Below are 26,653 nucleotides of genomic sequence, written 5' to 3'. Positions count from 1 at the left end.
GGGCCGCTCACGGGCCGGTGGGCGGTGCTCGGCCGCCGGGTCAGCGGGCCGCGGTGGCCGTCGCCTCCGCGCCGTCGGCCTCGGCGACGCCGTTGCCCCCGGTCTCGGTGCTCTGCCCACCCGCGTCGGACTCGCGGTCGAGCTCACCGATCTCCTGCTCGCCGATGCGCTGCTCCACGCCGGCGTTGCGGGCCTCGGCCTTGACCGCGAGGGCGCGCACGGCGGCGTCGAACTGCTCGATCGACGTGGGCTCGTCGGGCCCGAGGAGGTACTTCTTCAGCTCGGCGCGCGCGTCGGCGAGGCTGTCGGCCGCCGGGTCGGCGACGGCCGACAGCAGACCGTCCAGCTCCTCGGCGCCGTTGGACAGGACGACCGCCGCGCGGACCGCGGTGTTCTGGCGCCTGAACTCCTCCGCGCCGAGTTCCGCGGAGTCCGTCACCGCGTACGGCTTGCCGCTGGCGATGAAGTCCGAGACGACGCTGGAGATGTCGGAGACCATGGCGTCGGACTCGTTGAAGCAGTCGTAGAGGGTGGGTTGGGCGCCGGTCACGATCGTGTGCTCCCACCAGCCGAAGGAGCGCCAGTAGGCGGCGTTCCACTCGGTCCGCAGGCTCTTGATCTCGGCGAGGCGCACGGGGTCGGCGAGGGAGACGCGGGACTCCTCGGCCTGGTCGCCGCCGGAGCGGCCGGGCTTGGTGAGCTCCGCGAGCCGGGCCTCGATCCGGATCAGCCCGGCGCGCGCGGCGGCCCGTTCGGCCCTTCCTGCCGCGGCCTGGTCGGCCCAGCGCGGGTCGGCGGCACGCTCGGCGGCCGCCTTCCGCACCATCGCCGTGATCCGCTCGTGGACCGCGAGCGCCTTCTTGTTGCGGATGCCGGTGAACGGGTGCGGCTTGTAGATCAGGCGTACCGGGGGGTCCGCCTCCAGCAGCCGCCGGACGATGTTCTCGCCGGCGAGCAGCAGGGAGGTGTTGCCGGGGTTGTTGTCCCAGCCCTCCCAGGTGGGGGCGTAGAGGACGGTGGGGATGGGGTTCTTCGGCGTGCCCGTCCAGGACTCGATGGGGGCCAGCTGCGGGCGGCCGACCTCGACGATGTCGTCGTCGCGGACGCCGACGTCGGCGAGCGCGTACCGGTCGCGGCCGGCCCGGCCCGCGGTCCACACCTCGTCGTACACCTTGGAGAAGGGGTTGACGCTGGCGAGTTTGTCGCTGTCGCCGTGGCCGATGAAGACGTGCTTCATGGTCGGGACGCGCAGCATGTGGATGTTCTTGCCGACGTTGGCCGGGTAGAGCGTGACGCGGACCGAGTCGAACCTCATCGCCATCAGGTGCTGGCCGCCGGGGATGCACAGCACGGGAACGGCGGTCTCGTTGAGCTTCGCGACGAGGCTCCGCTCACGCATGATGACGATCGGCCGGCCGTCGAGCTGCTCCATGGTCTCGAGCCACATGTTGACCTGGTACGCGGAGTCCTCGGAGCCGGAGAAGTACAGCGCGACGGTGGGCTGGTACTCGCCGAGCCACTTCTGGACGGCCTTGAGGACGGCCGGCCCGGAGGGCACTCGTCGCCTGCGGCGCAGATACGGCACGAGCGCCGCGGTGTAGAGGAGACCGAGGGCGATGCCGGCGGCGGTACCGGCATAGCCGACGACGTCGTGCCCGGTGGCCGCCGCGACGATGACGCCCCCCATCGCGGGGATGTCCAGGTGCAGCATCTTCTCGCCGGAGCGGTGCAGCAGGGCGCGGGGCGGGGCGTCCGGGATGCGCACGGCGTGGAGGTCGACGTTGCGGGTGACGACCGGCATGGTCCGGCGCAGCCGGATCAGGGTGGTGAGCGCGCCGTGCGGCGCCTGGAGGCCGTAGAAGAGCAGGAAGCAGGCGACCGCCGCGTAGAACAGCGGTTCCTCGGCGAGACCCGCGCGGGCGAGCAGCAGGATCAGCAGCAGCTCACGGAGCAGGAAGCGGATCGGCAGACCGGCCCGGACCTTGTTGAGGCGGTTGACCAGGTAACTGCCGCGCTGGTGCAGGTACCAGTCGGAGACATAGGTCACGGCCGCGGCCGCCGCGAACATCCAGATGTCCGGGATCAGCGCGGCGATCATCAAGCACGGATAGCTCAGCCCCATGAGGACCGCGGCGGCCAGCTCTGACCGGCTACCCACACGTGCCAGGCGAATGGCGGTCGAAATCACGTAGTACCTGCTCCAAAGGTGCCGTTTGATTCACATTGGAGGAAATCGTGAAGGCGGGCCCTCACTAACTCGGGCCTCTGTATCGCGGAAGCGATCTCAGAGGCCCGAATAAGATCTTTGATGGAGAAGTATTACACATCCTCCTGGCGGTCCAGGACGGTTGCCAGAGCCTGCTCGAACCCGGAGGCCTCGCTCGCCCCACGGGTGGGGTCCTGCTGGCGTACGTCGATGACATGGCCGGTCAGCTCGGAGAGCAGCACGTCCAGCGAGGTCCGGGCAACGGCCTCGGAGGACAGCAGCGAGCCGGCCGGCTCCTGGCCGAACGCCTTGGTGCGCATCGGCGTGGCCGTGCGCTCGGGATTGACGCAATTCACCCGGATTCCGTCGGCCGCCCATTCGTCGGAGAGGGCCTGGGTGAGATTCACCATAGCCGCCTTGGTCGACGAGTAAAGGCTGTATTCAGCGCGGCCCCGGGTGTAGCTGGAAGAGGTGTAGAGGAGCAGTTGCCCCTTGGACTCCGCCAAATACTTGTAAGAGGCACGGGCAATCTGGACGGGTGCCAGGTAATTGACGTTCAGCGCTTCCTGAATGGTCGCGTTGTCGGTCTCGGCGAGCTTGCCGATGCGCAGCACGCCCGCGGTGTTGATGACGTAGTCCACGCGCCCGGTCTCCGCGTACGCCTTGGAGAGGGCGTCGTCCACGTGCTCCGGGTTCTCCACATGGGTGCCGGTGGTGGAGCGGCCCAGCGCGTAGACCTTCGCACCGTACTCCTCGGCGAGGGCCGCGATGTCCGCACCGATGCCGTACGAACCACCGAAGACGACCAGGGTCCTGCCGGCCAGCAGCTCGCGGTAAGCGGCCTCGTCGGCCTGGCGCGGCGCGGCGGTGGAGGCGAGCTGGAACAGCTTGTCGGCGATGAAGACGTCGACCGGCTGCGTCACCTTCATGTTGTACTCGTCACCCGCGACGACGTAGATCGGCACGTCCGGGAGGTACTTGAGCACGACGCTGCAGTCGTCGGTCGCCTGGAAGTTCGGGTCACCCGCGGCGATCTCGTACGCCCGGCGGATCGTGGAGAGCTTGAACGCCTGCGGCGTCTGGCCCCGGCGCAGCCGCGAACGGTCCGGCACGTCGGTGATGAACTCGCCGTCCTCGCCGTGGGTGCGGGTCACGATGATGGTGTCGGCGGAGGGGATGGCGACGTCGACGGCCTGGTAGCGGTCGAGGGCGCTGACGCAGTCCGCGATCACTCGCTGTGACAGAAGCGGACGCACCGCGTCATGGAAGAGGACATTGGCGTCCTCGCCCTCCGCGAGACCCTCGCTGAGGGCCTCGATCGCACGCTCGGTGGTCTCGTTCCGGGTCGCGCCGCCCTCGATCACGCGGCGGACCTTGGTCAGCCCGGCCTTCGCGATGATCCTCTCCACGTCGGGCACGAAACCCGGCGCCATCAGCACGATCACATCGTCGATCGCCTCGGCCTGCTCGAAGATCGACAGCGTGTGCTCGATGACGGCCTTGCCGGCGATCTTCAGCAGCTGCTTGGGGATCGCGAGCCCCACGCGCTGGCCGGTACCACCGGCGAGCACGACTGCTGTGGTGCGGGGCTTGGCTTCGTGCGGCACGGACACAGACGAACCTCTACCTTGCGATGACTGGGGACGGTGTGATGGTCGCACTCTGCGTGACCGTCCCGCAAGGCGGTCCTCAAGGTGTCCACACCGCCCGGAAACCCCCTGTTCACCCTGCGGTCAGAGGGGCTTGCGGGGGGGCGAACCGGAAGAAGAGGTGACAGATACCACAGGCCAAGGCTGTGGCGCAGCGTTACTTCATCGTTTTATCGATGACATTGAGCACGAGTTCGTTTCCCGCGCTGAAGAACATCTTCACCGTGACCTGCGCGCGAGCCCGGGAAAGCAGCCCGTCCACGAGCGCACGCACCCGTGCCAGCGGACGCTTCCTGAGCACGTCGACGGAGGGATAGGGGAAGACGCTCCCCTTCTCCACCACGTCGTCGAGCACCCGGCCGATCCGGACCGGCGCGGCCCCCGGTGCGGGGAGCAGCCAGAGGTCCCAGACGTCGTGGGCCGAGGCGTGCACGGCGACCGGCGCGGCGAGCGGGATCGTACAGCGGAACCCGTCGGCCCCCACGCGGGTACCGGGGAACTCCAGTTCACGGGCGTCCGCTCCGCGGCGGCGCAGCAGGAGCACCGGGTCCCCGACCGGCCGCACCTGGCCGAGCAGCCGCCCGGACACGGTGATACCGCGGGAGCCGACGGTGATCTCGCCGGACTCGGCGTGGGCCTGGCGCACCCAGGAGCGCAGGGCGAGTCCGCCGTGCCGCACGTAGGGGACCAGGGTGCGCACGGGCTCCCCCGGCCGGACCCGTTCGGCGGCCCGCATCGCTCCGCGCTGGTCGACGGCCCGGGCGACGAGCCGGGGACGGCCCGAGGCGTCCTCCTGCACCGTGCCGTCCGGCGGCGGGGCGATGTGGCACGTCCAGACGCCCTCGGCGAGGGCCGGCGTCGACGGGGATCACGGCACGGCCGGACGCGTCGAAGGGGAAGACCCGGTCGGGGACGGCGGCGTCGGGATGGACGCAGACGAGATCCGGTCGCCCGGCGCGCTCGCCGAGCAGAGTCGCCGTCACATCGCCGTTCTCCTCGGCGACACAGTCCACGAGCGGGCAGGCGGCCGTCCGGTCGTCCCCCGGTACGGCGGGTGCGGGCCCCCCGGTGTGCGCACGGGTGCCCGCGCCGAGGTCCGCGAACAGTTCCTCGTACTGCTTCGCGACCGGGCCCGGGTCGAAGCGGCGGGCGTGGGACCGGGCCGCTGAGCCCATACGGCGGCGCAGCGGCTCGTCGTCGATGAGACGGAGGAGGGCGGCGGCGACGGCGCTGCGGTCGCCGACGGGGACGAGCAGGCCGTCGACGCCGTCCGCGACGATCTCGCGCGGGCCGTAGTCGCAGTCGGTGCTGACGACGGGCAGTCCGCACCGCATCGCCTCCACGAGCGTCATGCCGAAGGACTCGTGGCGCGACGTGGATACGGCGATGGCGCCCTTCACCCACTCCGGCTCGATGGGCGAGCGGGGCCCCATCAGATGGACGCTGTTGTAGAGGCCGAGCTCGTCGATGCGCCTGCGGAGGCGTTCCTTCTGCTTGCCCCAGCCGCAGATGCGCAGGGTCCACTCCGGACGCACGGCCACGACCTCGGCGAAGGCCTCGATCAGGACGTCGTACTGCTTCTCCGCGGCGAGGCGGCCGGCGGCGACGACGGTCGTCCCACCGAGGTCGGAGACGGGCACCGTGGGCTCGGGGACGCTGTTCGGTATGGCCAGCACCCGCGTGTCCGGCAGCGGCATCCGCTCCCGCCACACGGCGGCGTCGCCCTCGGAGACGGCCACGAACGCGTCGAGTGCTGCGAGGTGCCGGCGCATCTCGGCGCGCAGCTCGGGCTTGTGGTGATGGTGCGTCATGTGCTCCTGCCCGATGAGCACGGCGCGTGCGGGCGCGAACTGGGCGACATACGCGACGAGTCCGGGGCGGGTGCCGATGACCACGTCCGCGTCGGACACGGCGTAGTGCTCGCACACACGCTGGTCGGTGAGCCTGCTGTACTCCCCGAACCGCGCCTCGTGGGCGGGAATGCGCTCGGCGGGCTGCAGCGCGAGGGGGTGCTGGGTCTCGTTGCCGGGGGACGAGGGCCGGGTGTCCACCAGGGGGACGACGGTGATCCGCGGGTCGATCGCGAAGAGCGGCTCGTCCCGGTGCCGGAACACGGAGACGATCTCCACCTCGTGGCGTCCGGCGAGCTCCTCCGCGAGATTGAGCGTGGTGCGGATGGTGCCGCCGATGCCGTAGATGGTGTGGATGAGGAAGGAGACCTTCATCAACGCTCCGTTCGACCGTGCTGGGGCACCTTGCTGCCCCACCCCCGCGAACAAGACGGTGATATCGGGGAGGAGGTTGCGCCACCGCACGGATCTGAACGGAGGGGACATCTCCCCCCTCCGCGGGGCATGTCGGCACGGCGCCACGGAACGGCCCAGGACGCGGACGCGGGCCTGAGGTGGACGGTCGCGGGGGTGCATCACGGGGCCGGCTCCGGATGCGCCGGTGGCCCGCTCGTGCGCGCCGAGAGGACCGCGGTGGCCGGGTCCGCGCCGACGGATCGGGCCGGGCCCGAAAGCGGGCCGGGGCCGGGGGCAGCTGCCCCCGGCCCCGGCCGACGCCACGCGTCGAATCGGAACGGCTCCGATCAGAAGGCCTCAGAACGGAGCGACGCCCGGATCGGACCGGCTCGGAACGGTCCCGATCAGCGCGACCCGGATGAGAACGGCTCGGATCAGAACGGCTCGAAGTCGTCGTACTCGCGCGTGGCCTCGTCGCGCTCCGCCTGGCGGTCCTTGCGGCGCTGCGCAGCGGGGCGCGGAGCCTCGAAGCGGTGGTCCTCGCCGCGGCGCCCGAGCATTTCCGCGCCCGCCATCATCGTGGGCTCCCAGTCGAAGACGACGGCGTCGTCCTCGGGGCCGATCGCCACACCGTCACCGGCACGGGCACCGGCCTTCATCAGCTCTTCCTCGACGCCGAGGCGGCTCAGCCGGTCCGCGAGGTAACCCACCGCCTCGTCGTTGTTGAAGTCGGTCTGGCGGACCCAGCGTTCGGGCTTGTCGCCGCGTACGCGGAAGAGACCGTCCTCCTCCTGCGTGACGGTGAAGCCGGTGTCGTCGACCGCCTTCGGGCGGATGACGATGCGGGTCGCCTCCTCCTTCGGCTTGGCCGCACGCGCCTTCGCGACGATGTCGGCCAGGGCGAAGGACAGCTCCTTCAGCCCGGTGCGGGCGACCGCGGACACCTCGAGAACCCGGTAGCCGCGCTCCTCGAGGTCGGGCCGGATCATCTCCGCGAGGTCCTTGCCGTCGGGGATGTCGACCTTGTTCAGCACGACGACCCGCGGACGGTCGTCCAGACCGCCGTAGTGCCGCAGCTCCTCCTCGATGACGTCGAGGTCGGAGACCGGGTCGCGGTCGGACTCCAGCGTCGCCGTGTCCAGCACGTGCACCAGCACCGAGCAGCGCTCGACGTGGCGCAGGAACTCCAGGCCCAGGCCGCGGCCCTGGCTGGCGCCGGGGATCAGGCCCGGCACGTCCGCGATGGTGTAGACGGTCGAGCCGGCGGTGACGACGCCGAGGTTCGGCACGAGCGTGGTGAAGGGGTAGTCCGCGATCTTCGGCTTGGCGGCGGACAGCACCGAGATCAGCGAGGACTTTCCGGCGCTCGGGTAGCCGACGAGTGCCACGTCCGCGACCGTCTTGAGCTCCAGGACGATGTCGCCGGACCGGCCGGGCTCGCCGAGCAGGGCGAAGCCGGGCGCCTTGCGGCGGGCCGAGGCGAGCGCCGCGTTGCCGAGACCGCCGCGACCGCCCTCGGCGGCCACGTACGTCGTGCCGTGCCCGATCAGGTCGGCCAGCACATTGCCCCGCTTGTCGAGGACGACGGTGCCGTCGGGCACCGTCAGCACGAGGTCCTGGCCGTCCTTGCCGGAGCGGTTGCCGCCTTCACCGGGCTTGCCGTTGGTCGCCTTGCGGTGCGGCGAGTGGTGGTACTCGAGCAGGGTCGTGACGGACTGGTCGACGGTCAGGATGACGTCACCGCCGCGTCCGCCGTTGCCGCCGTCCGGCCCGCCGAGGGGCTTGAACTTCTCACGGTGTACGGAGGCGCAGCCGTGGCCTCCGTTACCCGCGGCGATGTGCAGCTCGACGCGGTCCACGAAGGTGGTCATGGTCCTGTGCCTCCAGTACGAAAGTGGCGAAGTGCGGAGCACGGCGATCCGTGCGGACATGTCTGTCTGTCAACAAGCGAAGGGCGGACCTGCTTCCCGCCCGGGGAAGTGGTCCGCCCTCGCAAGAACTCCGGTCAGGCGACCGGAACGATGTTCACGACCTTGCGGCCGCGGAAGGTGCCGAACTCCACGGCACCGGCCTGCAGCGCGAACAGCGTGTCGTCGCCGCCGCGGCCGACGCCCGCGCCCGGGTGGAAGTGCGTGCCGCGCTGACGGACCAGGATCTCACCGGCGTTGACGACCTGACCGCCGAAGCGCTTCACGCCGAGCCGCTGAGCGTTGGAGTCGCGACCGTTCCGGGTGGACGATGCGCCCTTCTTGTGTGCCATCTCTCCTCAGTCCCTTACTTCGCAGCCGTGGGGATCGCCGTGACCTTGATCGCCGTGTACTGCTGGCGGTGGCCCTGACGACGGCGGTAGCCGGTCTTGTTCTTGTAGCGCAGGATGTCGATCTTGGCGCCCTTGTGGTGGTCCACGACCTCGGCCTGGACCTTGATCCCGGCCAGCACCCACGGGTCGCTGGTCACGGCGTCGCCGTCGACAACGAGCAGGGTCGAGAGCTCGACCGTGTCGCCGACCTTGGCAGTGGAAATCTTGTCAACCTCAACGATGTCGCCGACAGCAACCTTGTGCTGGCGACCACCGCTGCGCACGATGGCGTACACGCGGATCTCTCTCTCGCTCGTAACGGGAACCCCTGATGCCAGCCGCCCGCACGGGCCGGGGCCCGGACAGTCCGCAAGGGATGGACGGCCTCTCCGGGTCACGGACCCGGAGGGAGGTGCTCAGAAGCTGGCGTATGGAAACACGCCGACGGTCAAGGTTACGGGCAGGGCCGCAGGGGGTCAAACCAGCCCCAGGGAGGCCACGGGGCCGCGGGGAACCGGTCACGCGCGCCGCCACGGGCCGCACGGCGGGCTCTGTGAGGGGCTGTGTCATCAGCCGTGCGCCGACCGACTTCGCGGCGTTTCCCGTGCCGTCCCGGACGCACCCTCGGCGCTCCCCCGGAACGCCGCCTCCCGCAGGCAGGCCCGCGCCCGACCCCGCTCCCCGGTCCGGCAGCCTCTGGCCGCCCGGGCCGGTGAGGTTGTTGAATGTGCGCTCGTGCTCCTGCGCTCCTTCCTCACCATGCCCCGGTTGCTCCGGCACGGCCCCGCCGTCGGCGCCGATCTGCCGCCCGACGAGGCGGTGGTCCTCGACGCGCGGCCCGCTCCGCTGGGCGACGCCGTGTCCGCGGCGACCGCGGGGGACCACGGACCGGCCCGCGAACTGCTGGCCGCGACCCGGCTCGGCGCCGAGTGGGAACGGCGCAGCCATTACGTCGGCGAGTTCGCCGACGCCGCCGTCCACAGCCCCGGGTGGCTGGACGGCTGGCTCGGCGAGGCGCCGGAGGACCCGGACGCGACGCTGGTCAGGGCCGACCTCTCCCTGCGCAGGGCGTGGTCGGTCCGCGCCGGCGTCGGGGCCCGGCAGATGTCGCCCGACCGGCTCCGGGCGTTCTTCGCGCTGCTGGGGGACGCGGTCCCGGTGCTCGGCTCGGCGGCCGAGCTCAATCCCGACGACCCGGTCCCGTGGCGGATCGCCCTCGCCCACGCCACGGGCGCCCGGGCACCGCGCGAGGTCTTCGACGCCTACTGGGCGGAGGCCACCGCGCGCGCCCCGCACCACCACGGCTGCCACGCCGCCGCGCTGCAGTACCTGTGCGCGAGGTGGCACGGCTCGCACGAGGAGATGTTCGACTTCGCCGAGCGCGCCGCCGCCCGTGCCCTGCCGGGTTCGAAGCTCCACGCCCTGCCGCTGGCCGCCGCGATCGAGTACGACGTCGTCGCCGGTGCCGGCGGCCGGGGGCCGGTCGACCGCTCCCGGATCGACGCGGCCGTGGACCGGGCGCTCGGCCTCTCCTCCTTCTACGGGCACGGTGACCCCGAGGCGGCCGGTTTCCGCAACGAGCTGGCGCTCATGCTGGTCCGGTCCCGGCGCTTCGACGAGGCGCTCGACGTGTTCAGGGCGATCGGCGAGCAGGCCCGCTCGCACCCCTGGAGACACTTCGGGGAGCCGAGGCGGGAGTTCCTGGAGTTCCGCACCGGGGTGCGCATGCGTATCGCGGGATCCACTCCCCTCTTCTCCCGACCGCCGGAGTCGATGCCCCGGAGCCGCGAAAGGCCCCCCGGACGTTTCGCCGTCCATCTGCTGGCGATAGCCGCGGCCCCGCCCGCGCGGGTCGCGTCGGCCGCACTGATGTGCGGGGTGCCGCTGCGGATCGCCCCGGCGGGCGGCTCGGCGAGCTATGTGGCACCGGCGCCGGACGAGCCGGCCGGGCGGCGGGCGGCCCTGATCGGCGGGGAGGACAGCCTCACCGGCGCCGCCGGCACCTTCACCACCGGTGAGAAGTGGCCCACGCTGGTGCTGCGGCGGACCGGGGACCTCGCCGGGTTCACGCTGCTGCACCGGGGCAGGAAGGCCGCGTCCCACACCTGGGACCCGTCCGCCCCGGTCACCGACCACGCGGCCGCGTCCGCCACGGCCGAGGTGCTCGCCCGGGTGTTCGGGTTGTCCGACCCCCGGCCGCTCACCGGGCTGCTGCGTTCCTCGACCGCCCCGGCGCGCCGCCAGGCGGACCTCGTCACCGCCCTCGGCCTGCCCCCGCTGCCGGCCGGCTTCGGCCGACTCGCCGACCCGCTCGCGGGTGTGCCCGGAACCGGGCTGCTGGAGCGCCGCGGTCTCCTCTCCGGGATGCGCGACACCCTCGCGAACGACCCGGAACGCCTGCTGGTCCGGTCCCCGGGCGCCGCTCCGCCGCCACGTCCGAAGCGTTGGTGGCTGCCGCGTCTGCTCGCCCTGACCCTGTTCGCCCCGGCCGCGGCCTGGGCCTGGTGGTCCCCCGGCGTCGGCCCGCTGCGCTCCGTCCTGTTCTCCCTGCTGGCGCTGGTCTTCGGGGCGCAGATCGTGGCGGCGGCGAGGCAGCGCGGCGGCTGAAGCCGCCACCGCCCTCGACCAGTTGTCCGAAGATCCCCGAACTCCTCGGCTTGCGCGGCCACTTTCAAGCGGAACGGCTTCACGATGGTGCAGGACCTGCCGGAGGCGCTGCGTCCATGGCGGAACAGGCCGGTCAGCTGGGAGAACAGGACCCCCACGGGCCTGTACCGGCTGAACGCCAAGGGCGCCTACCTGTACCACCCGAACAACGGGAGCGTGGGCTACGACCACCCGGTCGGCCAGGTCCAGTTCGGCCTCGGCTGCATCACCAGCTATCGCGTCGAGAACGACCCGGCCCGCAAGGCGGTCTTCCTCCAGCGCGCCAAGGCCCAGGCCGATCGCCTGATCGAGAAGCGCGTGGAGGCACGCGGCGCCTGGTACTTCCCGTACGGGTTCGACTTCAGGCACGAGGTGCACGGCGGAGTCGACTACAAGGCACCGTGGTACTCGGGCATGGCCCAGGGCGAGGCGATCAGCCTCTTCGTGCAGCTCGCCCAGCTCGACGGGGTCACCGAGGCCGAGCGCACCCTCTACATGACCGCCGCCCACGGCGCCTTCTCCTCGCTGCTCCGGGGCGACAACGGCGTGCCGTGGTGCGTGAACAAGGACCGCGCGGGCTACCTGTGGATCCAGGAGTACCCCTTCAAGGCCGCCGGCACGGGTGACTACACCTACAACGGCATGGTCTTCGCGATGTTCGGGCTCTGGGACTACTACCAGGCGACCGGCAACGAGCTCGCCGCCCAGCTGTACGACGGCGCGTGCACCACCATGGCGCGGCACTTCCCGCTGCTGCGCAACACCCGCGGGATCTCCTACTACTGCCAGACCCACCGGATCACGACGGACTCGTACCACCCGCACCACATCGTCCTGTGGCGCCAGCTCCACTGGCAGACGAACAGCGTCGTCTTCGCCAACCAGATGGACCTGCTGATCGACGACTTCCCGCCGTACGTCCTGCCCGCCGGCGCGGCGATCGCCATCGCCAAGGGCACGCACACGCTCTACAAGATCGCCGCCAAGCCGGACGGGTCCTACGACAAGAACCTGGCCGCGCCGGACAAGGTCCTGTCCACGAAGAAGGTCACCTTCGCCAAGGCCACCGGCGCCCCGGTGAGCATGCGGCGACGGATCAAGGGCGCGGGCATCTGGTACCAGATCAGCGCCGGAGCGTACAAGGGCTACTGGATCGGCGAGGCGTTCCCGAACGTCTTCCTGCGCGGTGAGTACCTCCCGACCGACTACCGGGTGCAGCGCACGCTCACGTTCCGCACGAACACGGACATCGTGGCGTACAGGTTCGGCACCAACGGCGCCGTGGGCACGACCCGGAACCTGAAGTACGCCACGGCCACCACCGCGGCCTTCGACCGGAGGTCGATCGTGAACGGCCGGGCGATGTGCCGCATCTCCGCGGGCGAGCTCGCCGGTTACTGGGTGCCCGCGAACCAGGTGATCGCCGACGGCGCCTGACACCGCTCCGGAGGGCGCCTTCACCTGCCGTCGCGGGTCGCGTGAGCGGCCGAGGCGGGCCGCCCGCCTCGGCCGCACGTCCGGGGCGGGCGGCCCGTATGCTCGGCCGGAAGCCAGACACCGGAAGGCAGTGAAGTGAACTACAGGGTCCAGCCCAGCGCCCAGGTCGACGAGACCGCCGAGATCGGCGCCGGCAGCAGCGTGTGGGATCTCGCGCAGATCCGCGAGGGCGCCCGCCTCGGCGAGGGCTGTGTGATCGGCCGGGGTGCTTACGTCGGCACCGGCGTGCGCATGGGCGACAACTGCAAGCTGCAGAACTACGCGCTGGTGTACGAGCCGGCCGAGCTGGGTGACGGCGTCTTCATCGGTCCCGCCGTGGTGCTCACCAACGACCACAACCCGCGTTCCGTCGACCCCGAGGGCAAGCAGAAGCGCGGCGGCGACTGGGAGGCCGTCGGTGTGGAGATCGCCGACGGTGCCTCGATCGGCGCGCGTTCGGTGTGTGTCGCTCCCGTCCGCATCGGCCGCTGGTCGATGGTCGCCGCCGGTGCCGTGGTGACGAAGGACGTGCCGGACTTCGCCCTGGTCGTCGGAGTTCCGGCGCGGCGGATCGGCTGGGTCGGCCGGGCCGGTGTGCGGCTGACCGAGCGCGAGGGCGAGCCGGGCGTGTGGGAGTGCCCGCAGACCGGCGCCCTGTACGAGGAGAAGGACGGCGTGCTCACCGAGCGCTGACCGGAGCCCGTCCGGGGCCTCTCCGCCCCCGCGTGCACCCCCGCGGGCCGGGGCGGCGCGACGCGTCGCTCGGCAACCGCGTGACCGCCGGGAGACCGGCTCGGCCATCCGATCGAGTCGGCCTCCCGGCTTTCGCGTGTCTGTCATGACTTCCGCCCGGAATGTCCCCATAGGATCCGCAGCCATCGCCGATCTTCCCCTGGGGGCTTCAGGCATGGCCGAGAGCGGCAGCACCCGACGGGACCGTTCCGCACCGGAAGGTTCCACACTGGACCGCAGGCGGTTCATCCGGCTCACCGGCGGCACCGCGCTCGGCGTCGCCCTCACGGGAGCCGGCGCCGGGGCGAACGCGGCGCAGGCCGCCCCGGGTGCCGTCTCCCCGGCGCAGCCCCTCCCCAAGGCGACGCTCCCGCCGCTCCCGCCCCTGCCCGACCAGCTCTCGGGAGGAAAGGTGACTCCCCCCGCGCCCTCCGTCCGCGTCCCCCGTGCGGACGGCCCGCCCGTCCGGGCGGCCGTACGCGCCGCGGTCCCCGACGCCCTCCCGTTCACCTTCCACAGCAGCGGATACAGCGCGGTGGATCCACCGGAGCGGATGCGGCCCTGGCGCAACCGGCCGACGCCCTGGTCCGGCGTCACGCCGGACACCACGCACACCTATCTCGACCGCGACGGGGTCATCATGTACCGCCCGAACAGGTCGGCCCCGGGGTACGACCAGCCCGTCACCCAGATCCAGTTCGGCCTCGGCTGTGCCGCCGCGTACCGCACCGCCGAGGACCCGGACCGCCGGGCGCTGTACCTGAGGCGCGCCAAGGCCCAGGCGAAACGCCTGATCGACACCCGGGTCGAGGCGAGGGGGGCGTGGTACTTCCCGTACCCGTTCGACTTCACGCACGGCACCCACAGCGGCATCTCCTACCGGGCCCCCTGGTACTCGGGGATGGCGCAGGGCGAGGCGATCAGCCTCTTCGTGCAGCTGTCCCTGCTCGACGGGGTCACGCCGGAGGAGCGCGCGCTGTACCGGACCGCCGCCGACGGGGCGTTCGCATCGCTGCTGCGCGGGGACGACGGCGACCCGTGGGTGGTGAACAAGGACGCCGCGGGCTATCTGTGGATCCAGGAGTACCCGGTCGACGCGCCCGGCACGTCGGACCGCACGTACAACGGCATGATCTTCGCCATGTTCGGGCTGTGGGACTACGCCCGGATGACGGGCAACGCGCTGGCGGCCCGCCTGTACGACGGGGCGTGCTCCACGGTCGACCACTACTTCCCCACCCTGCGCAACCCGCGCTGGGCCTCGTACTACTGCCTGACGCACCGGATTCCGACGCCCTCGTACCACCAGCACCACATCGATCTGTACCGGCAGCTGCACTGGCAGACCGGCAGTCCGCGCTTCGCCCACATGAGCGATCTGCTCACGGACGACCACCCGTCGGGCTTCCTGCCGGAGGGCTCGCCCGTCGTCCTCGCGGCCGGCACGCACACGCTGTACCGCTACGACACCGACACGGAGGGCGACTTCGTCGCGTCGAAGGGTGACGCCGAACTCGCGCGCAGGACCGTCAGCCTGCCCCGCACCAGCCGGGCCACCGCGAACCGCCGCCGCCGGATCAAGGAACGCGGGGTGGCCTACCGGATCGACTCGGGCCCCTACGCCGGCTGGTGGGCCGGCGAGTCCTACCCCAGGTGCTACCTGCTCGGGGAGTACCTCGCCACCGAGTACCGGCCCGGCCGGACGCTGTCCTTCCCCGCGGGCGGCAAGGTGACCTGCCACCGCTACGGCCGGGACCGCGGTGTCACCGCCACCCGGACCGTGACGTTCGACAAACCCTCCGGAGCACCTTTCGACCGGCGGTCGGTCGTGAACGGCCGACCGATGTGCCGGATCTCCTCCGGGGCCCTCAAGGGCTACTGGGTGTACGCCGGGGACGTCGTCACCGACGGACACTGAGCGCCGCTCCGCCCGGCCGCCCGGGACCGGCCGCCGGAGCGGACGGTCCCGGGTGACCCGTTTTCGCCTGAATTACGCACACGCTTCACGAAATCGTTATGCGGTCGCTTCGATGATCGCCGGGGGCGTTCTGACCTTTGCATGCACACGGCCTCCGCCCGGTGCGGTCCCACGGCCCTGGGCCTGGTCAGTGTCCTGATTGCCTACCATTACGAGCAGTGTGAGACCGTGACACGCCTGCCCACGCCCTGACCAAGAAGAAGAGTGCTCAGTGAAAGTCATCAGCATCGTCGGAGCCCGTCCGCAATTGGTGAAGCTCGCCCCCATCGCGGCGGCGTTCGCGGAGACCGAGCACGAGCACTTCATCGTGCACACCGGGCAGCACTACGACGCCGACCTCTCCGACGTCTTCTTCGACGGCCTGGGCATCCCGGACCCCGACGTGCACCTCGGCGTGGGCTCCGGCAGCCACGGTGTGCAGACGGGTTCCGTGCTCTCCGCCCTGGACCCGGTCCTGGAACGCGAGAAGCCGGACTGGGTCCTCGTGTACGGCGACACCAACAGCACGATCGCCGGCGCGCTCTCGGCCGTGAAGATGCACCTCCCGGTGGCGCACCTCGAGGCGGGCCTGCGCTCCTTCAACCGGCGGATGCCGGAGGAGCACAACCGCGTCCTCACCGACCACTGCGCCGACCTGCTGCTCGCCCCGACCGAGGAGGCCATGCGCCACCTCGCGGGCGAGGGCCTCGCCGACCGGGCCCGGCTCGCCGGCGACGTCATGGTCGACATCTGCCTGCGGATCCGGGACGCCGTGCGGGCCGGCGAGCACCCCGCTCCGGCGCTGCCCGAGGGCATCGACCCGTCGCAGCCGTTCCTGCTGGCGACGCTGCACCGCCCGGACAACACGGACGACCCCGAGCGGCTCTCCGCCATCCTGGAGTCGATGGCGAAGCTGCCGGTCCCCGTGGCGCTGCTCGCCCACCCGCGTCTGGTCGCCCGCGCCGAGGCGCACGGCATCAACCTGGCCCAGGGCAGCGTGCACGTCGGCCGGCCGCTGCCGTACGCGGGTCTGGTCGCCGCCGTGCTCGCTTCCACCGGTGTGGTCACGGACTCCGGCGGTCTGCAGAAGGAGGCCTTCCTGCTGGAGCGCATCTGCACCACGGTCCGCCCCGAGACCGAGTGGGTGGAAACCGTCGAGACGGGCTGGAACGTCCTTGTTCCCGACCCGCACGCCCTCTCCCCCGAGGAGTGGGCCGCGACGGTGACCCGCGCCGTGCCGACCGCCGACCCCGGCGCCCCTTACGGCGACGGCCGGGCCGCCCAGAACGTTGTCCGGATCATGGAAGAGTGGAAGGGGGGCAGCCGGCACGCGTGACGGAGAAGAGGCCCCGCGCCGCGCGCCCGCGACGGGCGACGCGGCGACCAGGTGGCCCGAATCCGTACATGTCACCGTGCTAGCGTCACCGACTATGTCAGCGTCTCCCGGGTCCGGGCTGCCCGCCGAAGGCAAGCGGCCTCATGTGATCTACCTCGCCATCGGGTTCCCGCCGGCCGCCAAGAGCTCGGCCTACCGCATGCGCGAGACCGCGAACCAGTTCATCAACGTGGGCTGGGACGTGACCGTCGTCAACGTCGCCCAGGAGTCCTGGGAGCGGGACTCAGGCGTCGACCTCACCCTGCTGGACCAGGTCGACCCCAAGGTCAAGATCGTCGAGCTGCCCCTGGCGCGCGAGGATCTCGAGACGGACATCCGCCTCTACGACGAGGCCCGCGCGCTCAACCCCAACGGCTGGGTCGCCAAGCTCCGCCGCCGCCAGATGAAGCCGTTCCCCGAGCCCAACTTCGGGGAGTGGCGCACCGACCTGGAGCAGGCGGTCCTGCGCATCCACGAGGAGCACCCGGCCGATCTGCTGCTCGCCAGCTGTGTGCCGTACGTGAACCTCGCCGCGGCCTGGAAGCTGTGGGAGGAGAAGCGGGTCCCGTACGCGGTGGACTTCCGCGACGGCTGGTCCATCGACGTCATCGAGGGCGTCGAGGCCTTCGGGCCCGACTCCGAGGAGGGCCGCTGGGAGCGGAGGATCCTCGACGAGGCCCTCTCCCTGTGGGTGGTCAACGACCCCATCGCCGACCACTACCGCAAGCGCTACCCCGACTTCGCCGACCGCGTCCACGTCGTGCGCAACGGCTACGACGCCGACAGCTCCCCGGGCCGCGCCCACGCCCCGGACCCCGAGTCCGGGCTGGTCTTCGGCTACCTCGGCACGGTCAACTTCACCCCGCAGCACCTGGAGACGGTGCTGAACGCCTGGAAGGCGGCGCGGGAGAAGGAGCCACTGCTGGCCAACGCCCGCTTCGAGGTGCGTGGTCACATCGGCAACGGTGCCGGCCGGGAGGCCAACCGGCACACCGAGATCCTCAAGCAGGCCGAGGCCGACGGCGTCCACTTCGGCGGCCCCGCGGCCAAGGCCGAGGTCGCGTCGATCTACTCCGGCTGGGACGCCATGGTGCTGATCCTGATCGGCGGCCGCTACGTCACCTCCGGCAAGGTGTACGAGTACATGGCCACCGGTCTGCCGATCGTGTCGGCACACGTCGTGGAGCACGACGCGTCGAACGTGCTGAGCGGGCACCCGCTGTGGACGGGGGCCGTCGGCATCGACGAGGAGGGCCTGACCGAGTCGTTCGTCCGGGCCGCCCACATGGCGGTGGAGACCAGCGACGAGGTGCACGCCGAGGCCATGGCCCACGCGGACCAGTTCACCCGTGAGGCGCTGATGACCGTGGCCGTGAAGAACCTCGTCGAGGACTTCACGGCGAAGTACGCCGCACCGGGCGCGCGGGACGTCGAGCCCGCCGGCACCCCGGCCGCCGCGCCGGGCACCGGGGACGTGGCGCCCCTCGCCGAGAAGTCGACCGTCGCCGGAGGACCCACCCCGTGACCGAAGTCCTGTTCGTCGCCGCTGCCAAGCCGCAGTTCGGCGTGCTCGCCGACTCGGTGCGCAAGTTCAACGCCCTGGGCGCGCGGGTGCACCTCGCGGCCACGTTCCACCTGGAGTCCTCCGCCGAGGAGGTCGCCGCGCTGGAGCTGACCGGGCTGCACCAGCTGCCGCGGAGCGTCGCGCACCGCAGCCAGGCCCTGCGGCGCAAGGCGCGCACGTCCCCGCTGGGCATGCGGGTGTGGATGCAGTCCAAGCGCGACTCGTGGCTGCGCGAGCGCGCCCGCAAGGCCGACGTCATGGTCGCTCTCGACCCGGGCGCCGTGTACACCGTGTGGCGGCTGGCCCAGTACAACCGCAGCGCCGCCGCCATGTTCGGGCTCGCGCCCGGCCTGAAGGCCGTCGAGGGCCTGACGTCCCAGGGCGGCAGCGTGCAGCGCCGTTCGGTCATCCCGCCGCTGGACGCCGTCGCCCGCGATGTCCGCCGGTCCGTGGACGGGCTGCCGGCCGCGGTGATGCGTACCGCGACGGCTCGTCCCGTGATGCGCTCCACCGTCGGTGCCCGGCTGTGGCGCACCGCCGTCACCGCCCCCGGTGTGCCGACCAGGGTGCGTGCCGCGACCTCCCGCTATGTCGCGGAGGGCATGCAGTGGGCGGGCCGTACGAGCGGCGCCGCCATAGCGCTCGCCGATGCCGCGTCGAAGATCCCGGACCTCGGGCTCAAGGCGCAGCTCCTCGACGAGGGCGTGATGAAGGAGATCACCAAGGGCCTCAGCCCGCGTCATCTCGGCAAGGCGGTTGCGGCCCAGCTCGCCTTCGCGGACCGGGAGTTCACCGCCGGCCGCACGGAGCAGGCGGCCACGGCGCTGGACCGTGCGCTGTTCCTGGGCTTCCACCGGGTGCTGCACATCGACCAGCTGTCCTCGCCGCTGGCGAAGGACGCGGAGGGCTTCGTCGCCCCGCTGTACCGCTCCAAGGCGATGCAGGCGCTGAGCCGCCCGCAGGGCCGGAGGACGCCGTACAGGAAGGCGCCCACGGACCGTCCGCTGCGGCTGCTGGTCACCACCAGCGCCAACGACAACTTCCTGCACCACGTCCTGGACCACTTCGGCGACCACCCCGGCGTCGAGCTGCGGTTCCTGGACCTGGCCGCGTCGAAGCACCTGAAGCGGATCGCCTGGGCGGGCCGGCGGATGCTGGAGGACCGGCTGTCCGGCGGCACCAGCGACTACCAGGAAGAGGTGGAGCGGCTGTTCCGCCCGTACCTCGACTGGGCCGACACGGTCTTCCTGGACTGGTCGGTGGGCCCCGCGGGGATGCTCACCACCATCGACCCGGGCGACACCCGGATCGTGGTCCGGTTGCACAGCTACGAGGCGTTCACGCGCTGGCCGCACATGACGGACTTCTCGCGGATCGACGACCTCGTCTTCGTCGCCCCGCACGTGAAGGACCTGGCCGTGTCGCTGGTCCCGCAGCTGCGCGGCGACCGGGCACCTCGCTTCCACATCGTCGACAACGCGATGGACCTGTCCGGCTTCGCCCGGCCGAAGCCCGCCGAGGCCCGGTTCAACCTGGGTCTGATCGGGATAAGCCAGGTCGCCAAGGACCCGAAGTGGGCCGTGGACGTACTGGAGCGGGTGCGCCGCCACGACGAGCGCTACCGGCTGATCCTGGTCGGCGGGGACATGGACCCGAAGACGAGCCGGGCGACGCGCGAGTACCGCCGCGAGTTCGAGAAGGAGCTGGCTCCTCTGGAGGAGTCGGGCGCCGTGGTCCGGCTGGGCCCGACGGACGACGTTCCGTCCAAGCTCCAGGAGATCGGCACCATCATCAGTTCCTCGGTCCGCGAGGGCTGCCACGTGGGCCTGATGGAGGGCGCGGCGAGCGCCGCCGTCCCGGTCGTCCGCGACTGGCCGTTCTACGCCGGCAAGCCCAACAGCGCCAGGACCCTCTACCCCGAGGGCTGGGTCGTCGGCTCCCCCGAGGAGGCCGCGAGGCGGATCCTGGAGGCCACGGCCACCGAGGAGGCGTGGCGGAACGCGGGCAAGCTGGCGGCCGAGCACGCGCTGTCCGCGTGGGACTGGCCCGTGGTACGCAAGCACTTCGAGAAGCTGTTCCTCGAGGACCGGTAGAGAGAGCGAATCGAGGAAGGGCCCCGGGACTCGTCCCGGGGCCCTTCCCTTCGCCCTCGTGCTCCTCGCCGGCGTGCCGCCCGCGTGCCTTCGGCAGCGCTGCCCGCCCGCCGCACGCGGCTAGGGGTGGCGCAGCTGCCAGCCCGCCCACGCCGACTCGACCATCTCCCGAACCTCGTGGTGCGCGCTCCAGCCCAGCTCCTCGCGGATGCGGTCGGCCGAGGCGACGACCCGGGCGGGGTCGCCCGGCCGGCGGTCCGTGACCTCGGGCTTGACGCCCTCGAGACCGGTGACGTCCTGGATGATCCCCACCATGTCGGCGACCGAGACGCCCTCGCCGCGGCCGATGTTGAGGATCAGCCGGGCGTCCGGGTCGGCGGCGAGCCGGCGTGCCGCAGCGACATGGGCGGAGGCGATGTCCTCGACGTGGATGTAGTCGCGGATGCAGGTGCCGTCCGGCGTCGGGTAGTCGTCACCGAAGATCCGCGGCGCTTCGCCGGACGTGAGCCGCTCGAACACCATCGGGACGAGGTTGAAGACGCCGTCGTCGCCGAGCTCGGGCGTGGCCGCGCCGGCGACGTTGAAGTAGCGCAGCGAGGCGGTTGCGACGGGGTGGACCCTGCCGACGGCCGTGACCAGCCACTCACCGGCGAGCTTCGTCTCGCCGTACGGGTTGATGGGCGCGCACGGCGTGTCCTCGGTGACGAGGTCGACGTCGGGCATGCCGTAGACGGCCGCGGAGGACGAGAACAGGAAGCGGCCCACCCCGGCGGCGACCGCCGCGTCGAGGAGGACCCGCATGCCCTCCACGTTCTCCCGGTAGTAGTGGAGCGGCTTCGCGACCGACTCGGCCACCTGCTTCTTGCCCGCGATGTGCACGATGCCGGTGACGGCGTGGTCGCGCAGGACGCGGTCGACGGCGTCGCGGTCGAGGACGGTACCGATCTCCAGCGGTACCCCGGAGGGCAGCCGCTCGGCGCGGCCCGTGCTCAGGTCGTCGAGGACGACGACGCGCTCGCCGCCCTCCGTCATCGCCTTCACCACGTGCGATCCGATGAAGCCGGCGCCACCGGTGATCAACCAGGTCATGGGAACCTTCCTGCAGGCGGGCCCTGCCCCACGGGTGCGCGGGGCAGGGCCGGATGTCGTCGCGTACGGAGCGGGCCGTCCGTCAGCCGCCGATGACGACGCGGCGGACGCCCTGCCAGCGGGCCGGGTCGGTGGTGCGACGGCCGTCGACCAGGACGGTGACGTCCGGCAGGTCGGAGGCGGCCAGCTCGCGGTACTCGGCGTGGTCGGCCTGGAGGACCGCGGCGGTGACCTTCTCGCCCTGGTGCGGGGTGAGTCCGTGCGCGGACAGCTCCTCCGCGGTGTACATCGGGTCGGAGACGAACGGCACCGCGCCACGGGCCTTGAGGGCCTCGACGGTGCCGAAGACGCCGGAGAAGGCGGTCTCCTTGACGCCACCGCGGTAGGCGGCGCCGAGCACGAGCACGTTGACGTCCCTCAGGTCGCCGTAGGCGGCGGCCAGCAGGTCGACGGCGTACTCCGGCATGGCGGCGTTGGCCTCGCGGGCCGAGCGCACGACGGTCGCCTCCGGGTCGTTCCACAGGTACATCCGCGGGTAGATCGGGATGCAGTGGCCGCCGACGGCGATGCCCGGCTGGTGGATGTGGCTGTAGGGCTGCGAGTTGCAGGCCTCGATGACCTTCTTGACGTCGATGCCGTTCTTGTCGGCGAACCGGGCGAACTGGTTGGCCAGACCGATGTTGACGTCGCGGTAGGTGGTCTCGGCGAGCTTCGCGAGCTCGGAGGCCTCGGCGGTGCCCAGGTCCCACACGCCGTTCGGCTGCGGGAGGTCGTCGCGCTCGTCGAAGTCCAGGACCTGCTCGTAGAACTCCACACCGCGCCCGGTGGACGCCTCGTCGACGCCGCCGACGAGCTTGGGGTAGCGGCGCAGGTCGGCGAAGACCCGGCCGGTGAGCACGCGCTCCGGCGAGAACACCAGGTGGAAGTCCTTGCCCGCGGTGAGGCCCGAGCCCTGCTCCAGCATCGGCGCCCAGCGAGTACGGGTGGTACCGACCGGCAGGGTCGTCTCGTACGAGACGAGCGTGCCGGGCTTGAGGCCCTTCGCGATGGCCTCGGTGGCGGCGTCCATCCAGCCGAAGTCCGGGGTGCCCTCGGCGTCCACGAACAGCGGGACGACGACCACGACGGCCTCGGACTGCGCGACGGCAGCGGCGGTGTCGGTGGTGGCGGACAGCAGTCCGGCGTCGACGGCCTGCTTCAGCTTGACGTCCAGGTCGTGCTCGCCGGGGAAGGGCTCGGTGCCGGCGTTGACCAGCTCGACGACCTTCTCGTTGACGTCGGCGCCGATGACCTTGTGGCCCTTGGCGGCGAACTGCACGGCGAGCGGAAGCCCGATCTTGCCGAGCGCGACTACACAGATATTCATCGGGTCAGTTTCCTCTTCACACGGGACATCAGGTGACGCAGCCGGCTGCGCTCGCCGGACGACGAGGGCTCCCACAGCGGAGCCGTGGTGATGACGAGCCGTCCCTTGGCGTTGGCGTTCGCGGAGACACGGTACGGGACCTTCTCGCGCCAGCGCCGTGCCAGGGGCAGGGGCCGGTCCAGGGTCCGCACCGGGACCTCGTACGTCGAGCCTGCCACGTCCAGATAGGCGCGGACGCCGAGCTTGGCCCTGACGGGCCTGATCGGGATGCGGGCGGTGAGCACCGTCCCCGTGCCGTCGTCGGTGGTGGTGCGGCTCAGCTCCCCCGCCGGAGCGGGGAGTCCGGTGCCGACGGGCAGCCTGCGGGCACCCGGCTTGTCGGCGCTCTTCGGCATCGCCTTGTCGGCGAGGCGGATGACGGCGTGGTCCGTCTCACCCGTGACGGGGACGCGGACCGAGAGGGCCACGGCCAGCTCCTGGCCCTGCTGCTCCCACCACGCCGAGACCAGCCCGGTACCGGCGGCGAGCTGCCTGGGCACGGGCTCGCCGATGACCTCGTACAGCCGGTCGGGCAGGCCGAGTGCCGGGTCGCGGAACCCGGGGTAGCGCAGAAACGCCCGGCCGTGCTCCAGCAGCAGCGGAGGCGCTCCCCGGGCGGCCTCCTCCTCGATGGCACGGATCAGCTCGGTGACGGCCCCGCGCTGGGCCAGCGCGATCCGCACCCGGCGCTTGACGTCCATCGAGTCGCGGAGCGGCTCTGTGAAGTAGTCGTCGGCGAGGGCGGCGACGCCGGCGCAGACCTGGATCTGCGTCTCCCTGTCGAGGGCCGGGAAGTCGTCCTGGATCAGCTTCGCGAGCTCCCAGGTGAAGTGGCGCTTGAACACCGCGTCACGCCGGGGGCCCGCCTCGATGAGCCCGGCCGTGAACTTCATGATCTCGGCGGTGCAGCGCAGCCTCGCCAGATGGTTCGCGCGGTACGTGATGTTACTGGCGTCCCCGCGCTTGACCGCGTAGTAGTACGTGTAGTCGGCGAGGACGGAGATCTTCCGCGCCCGGACGCACGCCTCGATCGTGAACGGCTGGTCGCTGCCGACCGGCAGGTCCTCGGGGAAGCGCAGCTTGTGCTGCTCGACCAGGTCGCGCCGGAACAGCTTGGTGTTGGCCAGCGTGAACGGCAGCGCCGAGTCGTACAGGCTGACGTCCGGGTCGCTCTTCTTGTAGAGCGCCTGGTGGACGTAACGCCCGTTCGTGCCGACCATCTTGCCGACGACGACGTCGGAACCGTGCTCGTCGGCACAGGCCACCATGCGCTTCAGCGCGTCCCTGCCGAGGTGGTCGTCGGAACCGATGAAGTACACGTAACGGCCGGTGGCCACCTCCAGGGCACGGTTGCTGGGCGCGGCCGGGCCACCGGAGTTGGCCTGGTGGATCACCTTCACGGTGCCGGGGTACCGCTCCGCGAAACGGTCCAGCTCCCGGCCGCTGTCGTCGGTCGAGCCGTCGTCGACGGCCACGACCTCCAGGCGGTCCACCCCGATGCTCTGGTTCACCAGCGACTCCAGGCACTCGGTGAGGTACGGCATCGTGTTGTAGACGGCCACGACGACGGTGACGTCAGGGGTGGTCAACTGGCCACGCCCTCCGGGTTCAGCTGCACGGTGGCACCGCTCCTGGCGGAGTCGATGACGGCGGCGGCGACCTCGACGGTACGCAGGCCCTGGCGCAGCGTGCAGATGTCCTGGGACTTGCCGAGCACCGCGTCCCGGAAGAGCTCGTGCTCGACGAGGAGCGGCTCGCGCTTCGGGATCGCGTAGCGGATCATGTCGCCCTCGGAGACGCCCCGGAAGGCCTGCAGGGCCTCCCACTCGGTGGCCACGGCGGCGTTCGAGTAGAAGGTCAGGTCCGCGGTGAGGGTGTCGGCGATGAAGCAGCCGCGCTCGCCGGTGACCGAGGTGAAACGCTCCTTGAGCGGGCTCAGCCAGTTGACGAGGTGACTGACCATCGTGCCGTCGGAGAGCTTGCCGACGGCCGAGACCATGTCCTCGTGCGGGCGGCCCGACTTGGAGACGGTGTGCGCGGCGATCGACGTGTACTGCTGGCCGGTGACCCAGGCCGTCAGGTCGATGTCGTGGGTGGCGAGGTCCTTGACCACGCCGACGTCCGCGATGCGGTGCGGGAAGGGGCCCTGGCGGCGGGTGACGACCTGGAAGACGTCACCGAGCTCGCCGGCCTCCAGACGGGACCGCAGGCTGCGCAGCGCCGGGTTGCAGCGCTCGATGTGGCCCACACCGGCGGCCAGGCCGCGCGACTCGAAGGCCTCGACCAGCCGGCGGGCACCCTCGACGGTGTCCGCGACCGGCTTCTCGATCAGCGCGCCGACGCCGGCCCCGGCCAGCTTCAGGCCGACTTCCTCGTGCAGCGCGGTCGGGCAGGCCACGACGGCGTAGTCGATGCCGAGCGCGATCAGCTCGTCGACGGTGGACAGCACGGGGGCGCCCTGCGCCCAGCCGTTCTTGTCCCCCATGGGGTCGACGACGGCGACGAGGTCGACGCCGTCGAGCCCGGCCAGTACGCGGGCGTGGTGGCGTCCCATGGACCCCAGGCCGATCAGGCCGGCCCGCAGAGCAGCGGCAGTCACAGGTTCTCTCCCAGAGCGTTCACGGCGGTGACGATGCGCTCGAGGTCGCCCTCGGTGAGCGAGGGGTGGACGGGCAGCGAGACGACCTCTGCGGCCGCCCGCTCGGTCTCGGGCAGGTCCCAGTCACGGCCGGCCTTCTGGTCCGGCTCCCAGTACGGCTTCAGCCGGTGGATGGGGGTCGGGTAGTAGACGGCGTTGCCGATACCGGCCTCGGTGAGCTTCGCCATGGCGGCGTCGCGGTCCCCGCGGACCCGGACCGTGTACTGGTGGTAGATGTGGCGCGCGCCCTCGGCGACGACCGGGGTCACCACGTTCGAGGCGGTGATGTGCTCGGAGAGGTACGCGGCGTTGGCGATGCGCTGCTCGGTCCAGCCGGGCAGCTTCGCGAGCTGGACGCGGCCGACGGCGGCGGAGACGTCGGTCATGCGCATGTTGGCGCCGACGATCTCGTTCGCGTAGCGCTGCTCCATGCCCTGGTTGCGCAGCAGGCGCAGGGTGCGGGCGACCTGGGCGTCGCCCGTGGAGATCATGCCGCCCTCGAGGCTGTGCATGTTCTTGGTCGGGTAGAAGCTGAACGTGCCGCCGGAGCCGAAGGCGCCGACCGGGGTGCCGTTCAGCGCGGCCGCGTGCGCCTGGCAGGCGTCCTCGACGACGGCCAGCTTGTGCTTGTCGGCGATGGCCATGATCTGGTCCATCGCGGCCGGGTGGCCGTACAGGTGCACCGGCATGATCGCGGCCGTCCGCGGGGTGATCGCGGCCTCGACGGCGGCCGGGGAGAGGCAGTACGTGTCCGGGTCGATGTCGGCGAAGACGACGTCGGCGCCGACCAGGCGGACCGAGTTCGCCGAGGCGGCGAACGAGAACGACGGGACGATCACCTCGTCACCCGGGCCGACGCCGAGAGCCATCAGAAGGAGGTGCAGGGCGGAGGTGCCGGAGTTGACGGCGACGCAGTGGCGGCCGGCCACGAGCTCCGAGAAGCCCTCCTCGAACGCGGCCACCTCGGGGCCCTGGACCACCCGGCCGCTGCGCAGTACGCGTACGGCTGCTTCGATCTCTTCTTCACCGATGACCGGGCGGGCAGCGGGGATGGGCTGCGCGTTGCTGCTCGGCATTGGACGTCCTCCTTGAACACCGCGAGAGCTCTTTGTGGCAGAGGTCCGGGGTCTGCGGGGCGTCTTCGGGCCGCGCGAACCCCTCCGGCGTGATGGCCGACGCCCTACCGAGGAATGCTGGGACCGGTCTGTCCCTTAACCGGGCCGGTCACCGACCGTAGTCTCCGGGTGGGTCCTCGGCACGGCAGCGACCGCCGTCACA

19 protein-coding genes are annotated in these 26,653 nt (G+C 71.4%); 7 read left to right on the top strand and 12 right to left on the bottom strand.

Features of this window, described 5'->3' with window-relative positions; genetic code table 11:
* Positions 1-40: 40 nt before the first annotated feature.
* The 7 genes from O7595_RS22325 to rplU form a co-directional block, all read right to left on the bottom strand.
* Complete coding sequence (locus O7595_RS22325; protein ID WP_269730413.1) at positions 41-2,188, bottom strand: hypothetical protein; 2,148 nt, start codon at positions 2,186-2,188, stop codon at positions 41-43.
* Between the two features lie 131 nt (positions 2,189-2,319).
* Complete coding sequence (locus tag O7595_RS22320; protein WP_269730412.1) at positions 2,320-3,819, bottom strand: bifunctional cytidylyltransferase/SDR family oxidoreductase; 1,500 nt, start codon at positions 3,817-3,819, stop codon at positions 2,320-2,322.
* 193 nt (positions 3,820-4,012) lie between these two features.
* Positions 4,013-4,399, bottom strand: a complete 387-nt coding sequence (locus tag O7595_RS22315) for a hypothetical protein (protein ID WP_269730411.1) — start codon at positions 4,397-4,399, stop codon at positions 4,013-4,015.
* Positions 4,362-6,080 carry a glycosyltransferase family 4 protein gene (locus tag O7595_RS22310; RefSeq protein ID WP_269730410.1) on the bottom strand — a complete coding sequence of 573 codons (1,719 nt, stop codon included), beginning with the start codon at positions 6,078-6,080 and terminating at the stop codon, positions 4,362-4,364. The genes O7595_RS22315 and O7595_RS22310 overlap by 38 nt, the downstream gene beginning before the upstream one ends.
* Positions 6,081-6,535: 455 nt before the next feature.
* The gene (gene obgE / locus O7595_RS22305) at positions 6,536-7,972 is read right to left on the bottom strand and encodes a GTPase ObgE (protein WP_269730409.1); all 1,437 of its coding nucleotides are present in this window, start codon (positions 7,970-7,972) and stop codon (positions 6,536-6,538) included.
* 134 nt (positions 7,973-8,106) lie between these two features.
* Entirely contained in the window at positions 8,107-8,361 is a 255-nt protein-coding gene (gene rpmA, locus O7595_RS22300; RefSeq protein WP_109293632.1) for a 50S ribosomal protein L27, read from the bottom strand.
* 14 nt (positions 8,362-8,375) lie between these two features.
* Positions 8,376-8,696: a 50S ribosomal protein L21 gene (rplU, locus tag O7595_RS22295; RefSeq protein WP_017944922.1), complete on the bottom strand. Its 321-nt coding sequence runs from the start codon at positions 8,694-8,696 to the stop codon at positions 8,376-8,378.
* Positions 8,697-9,135: 439 nt separating this feature from the next.
* Between rplU and O7595_RS22290 the strand changes: the two genes are divergently transcribed.
* The 7 genes from O7595_RS22290 (at position 9,136) to O7595_RS22260 (ending at position 20,243) form a co-directional block, all read left to right on the top strand.
* Positions 9,136-11,007, top strand: a complete 1,872-nt coding sequence (locus tag O7595_RS22290; protein ID WP_269730408.1) for a hypothetical protein — start codon at positions 9,136-9,138, stop codon at positions 11,005-11,007.
* Between the two features lie 84 nt (positions 11,008-11,091).
* Positions 11,092-12,483 carry a D-glucuronyl C5-epimerase family protein gene (locus tag O7595_RS22285; RefSeq protein ID WP_269730407.1) on the top strand — a complete coding sequence of 464 codons (1,392 nt, stop codon included), beginning with the start codon at positions 11,092-11,094 and terminating at the stop codon, positions 12,481-12,483.
* A gap of 135 nt (positions 12,484-12,618) precedes the next feature.
* Positions 12,619-13,215, top strand: a complete 597-nt coding sequence (locus O7595_RS22280; RefSeq protein WP_269730406.1) for an acyltransferase — start codon at positions 12,619-12,621, stop codon at positions 13,213-13,215.
* A 214-nt stretch (positions 13,216-13,429) separates the two neighbouring features.
* Positions 13,430-15,172, top strand: coding sequence for a D-glucuronyl C5-epimerase family protein (locus O7595_RS22275; protein WP_269730405.1), 1,743 nt, complete (start codon positions 13,430-13,432; stop codon positions 15,170-15,172).
* Between the two features lie 271 nt (positions 15,173-15,443).
* Positions 15,444-16,547, top strand: coding sequence for a non-hydrolyzing UDP-N-acetylglucosamine 2-epimerase (wecB, locus tag O7595_RS22270; RefSeq protein WP_269730404.1), 1,104 nt, complete (start codon positions 15,444-15,446; stop codon positions 16,545-16,547).
* A 145-nt stretch (positions 16,548-16,692) separates the two neighbouring features.
* Complete coding sequence (locus O7595_RS22265; protein ID WP_269732580.1) at positions 16,693-18,111, top strand: glycosyltransferase; 1,419 nt, start codon at positions 16,693-16,695, stop codon at positions 18,109-18,111.
* Positions 18,108-20,243 carry a glycosyltransferase family 1 protein gene (locus tag O7595_RS22260; RefSeq protein WP_269730403.1) on the top strand — a complete coding sequence of 712 codons (2,136 nt, stop codon included), beginning with the start codon at positions 18,108-18,110 and terminating at the stop codon, positions 20,241-20,243. Before O7595_RS22265 ends, O7595_RS22260 begins: the two co-directional genes overlap by 4 nt.
* A gap of 120 nt (positions 20,244-20,363) precedes the next feature.
* Here the strand turns inward: O7595_RS22260 and galE are convergent, their stop codons facing one another.
* The 5 genes from galE to O7595_RS22235 form a co-directional block, all read right to left on the bottom strand.
* Positions 20,364-21,332, bottom strand: a complete 969-nt coding sequence (galE, locus tag O7595_RS22255) for a UDP-glucose 4-epimerase GalE (protein ID WP_269730402.1) — start codon at positions 21,330-21,332, stop codon at positions 20,364-20,366.
* Between the two features lie 82 nt (positions 21,333-21,414).
* Positions 21,415-22,698 (bottom strand): nucleotide sugar dehydrogenase, encoded by a 1,284-nt coding sequence (locus O7595_RS22250; protein ID WP_269730401.1) that lies wholly within the window; start codon positions 22,696-22,698, stop codon positions 21,415-21,417.
* Positions 22,695-24,326, bottom strand: a complete 1,632-nt coding sequence (locus O7595_RS22245) for a glycosyltransferase family 2 protein (RefSeq protein ID WP_269730400.1) — start codon at positions 24,324-24,326, stop codon at positions 22,695-22,697. The genes O7595_RS22250 and O7595_RS22245 overlap by 4 nt, the downstream gene beginning before the upstream one ends.
* Positions 24,323-25,336 carry a Gfo/Idh/MocA family protein gene (locus tag O7595_RS22240; protein ID WP_269730399.1) on the bottom strand — a complete coding sequence of 338 codons (1,014 nt, stop codon included), beginning with the start codon at positions 25,334-25,336 and terminating at the stop codon, positions 24,323-24,325. Before O7595_RS22240 ends, O7595_RS22245 begins: the two co-directional genes overlap by 4 nt.
* Positions 25,333-26,451: a DegT/DnrJ/EryC1/StrS family aminotransferase gene (locus O7595_RS22235; RefSeq protein ID WP_269730398.1), complete on the bottom strand. Its 1,119-nt coding sequence runs from the start codon at positions 26,449-26,451 to the stop codon at positions 25,333-25,335. The genes O7595_RS22240 and O7595_RS22235 overlap by 4 nt, the downstream gene beginning before the upstream one ends.
* Positions 26,452-26,653: the final 202 nt, after the last annotated feature.

Origin of the sequence: Streptomyces sp. WMMC940, from assembly GCF_027460265.1 — a bacterium.
GTDB lineage: Bacteria > Actinomycetota > Actinomycetes > Streptomycetales > Streptomycetaceae > Streptomyces.
Note: the sequence above shows the minus strand (reverse complement) of the source record. Positions and strands in the feature narration are given on the sequence as shown.

What these genes read in the sequence shown, in the direction of transcription:
- O7595_RS22310 (WP_269730410.1), bottom strand. Translation starts at nt 6,080, where the DNA reads ATGAAGGTCTCCTTCCTCATCCACACCATCTACGGCATCGGCGGCACC.
- obgE (WP_269730409.1), bottom strand. Translation starts at nt 7,972, where the DNA reads ATGACCACCTTCGTGGACCGCGTCGAGCTGCACATCGCCGCGGGTAAC.
- rpmA (WP_109293632.1), bottom strand. Translation starts at nt 8,361, where the DNA reads ATGGCACACAAGAAGGGCGCATCGTCCACCCGGAACGGTCGCGACTCC.
- O7595_RS22285 (WP_269730407.1), top strand. Translation starts at nt 11,092, where the DNA reads ATGGTGCAGGACCTGCCGGAGGCGCTGCGTCCATGGCGGAACAGGCCG.
- O7595_RS22275 (WP_269730405.1), top strand. Translation starts at nt 13,430, where the DNA reads ATGGCCGAGAGCGGCAGCACCCGACGGGACCGTTCCGCACCGGAAGGT.
- galE (WP_269730402.1), bottom strand. Translation starts at nt 21,332, where the DNA reads ATGACCTGGTTGATCACCGGTGGCGCCGGCTTCATCGGATCGCACGTG.
- O7595_RS22250 (WP_269730401.1), bottom strand. Translation starts at nt 22,698, where the DNA reads ATGAATATCTGTGTAGTCGCGCTCGGCAAGATCGGGCTTCCGCTCGCC.
- O7595_RS22235 (WP_269730398.1), bottom strand. Translation starts at nt 26,451, where the DNA reads ATGCCGAGCAGCAACGCGCAGCCCATCCCCGCTGCCCGCCCGGTCATC.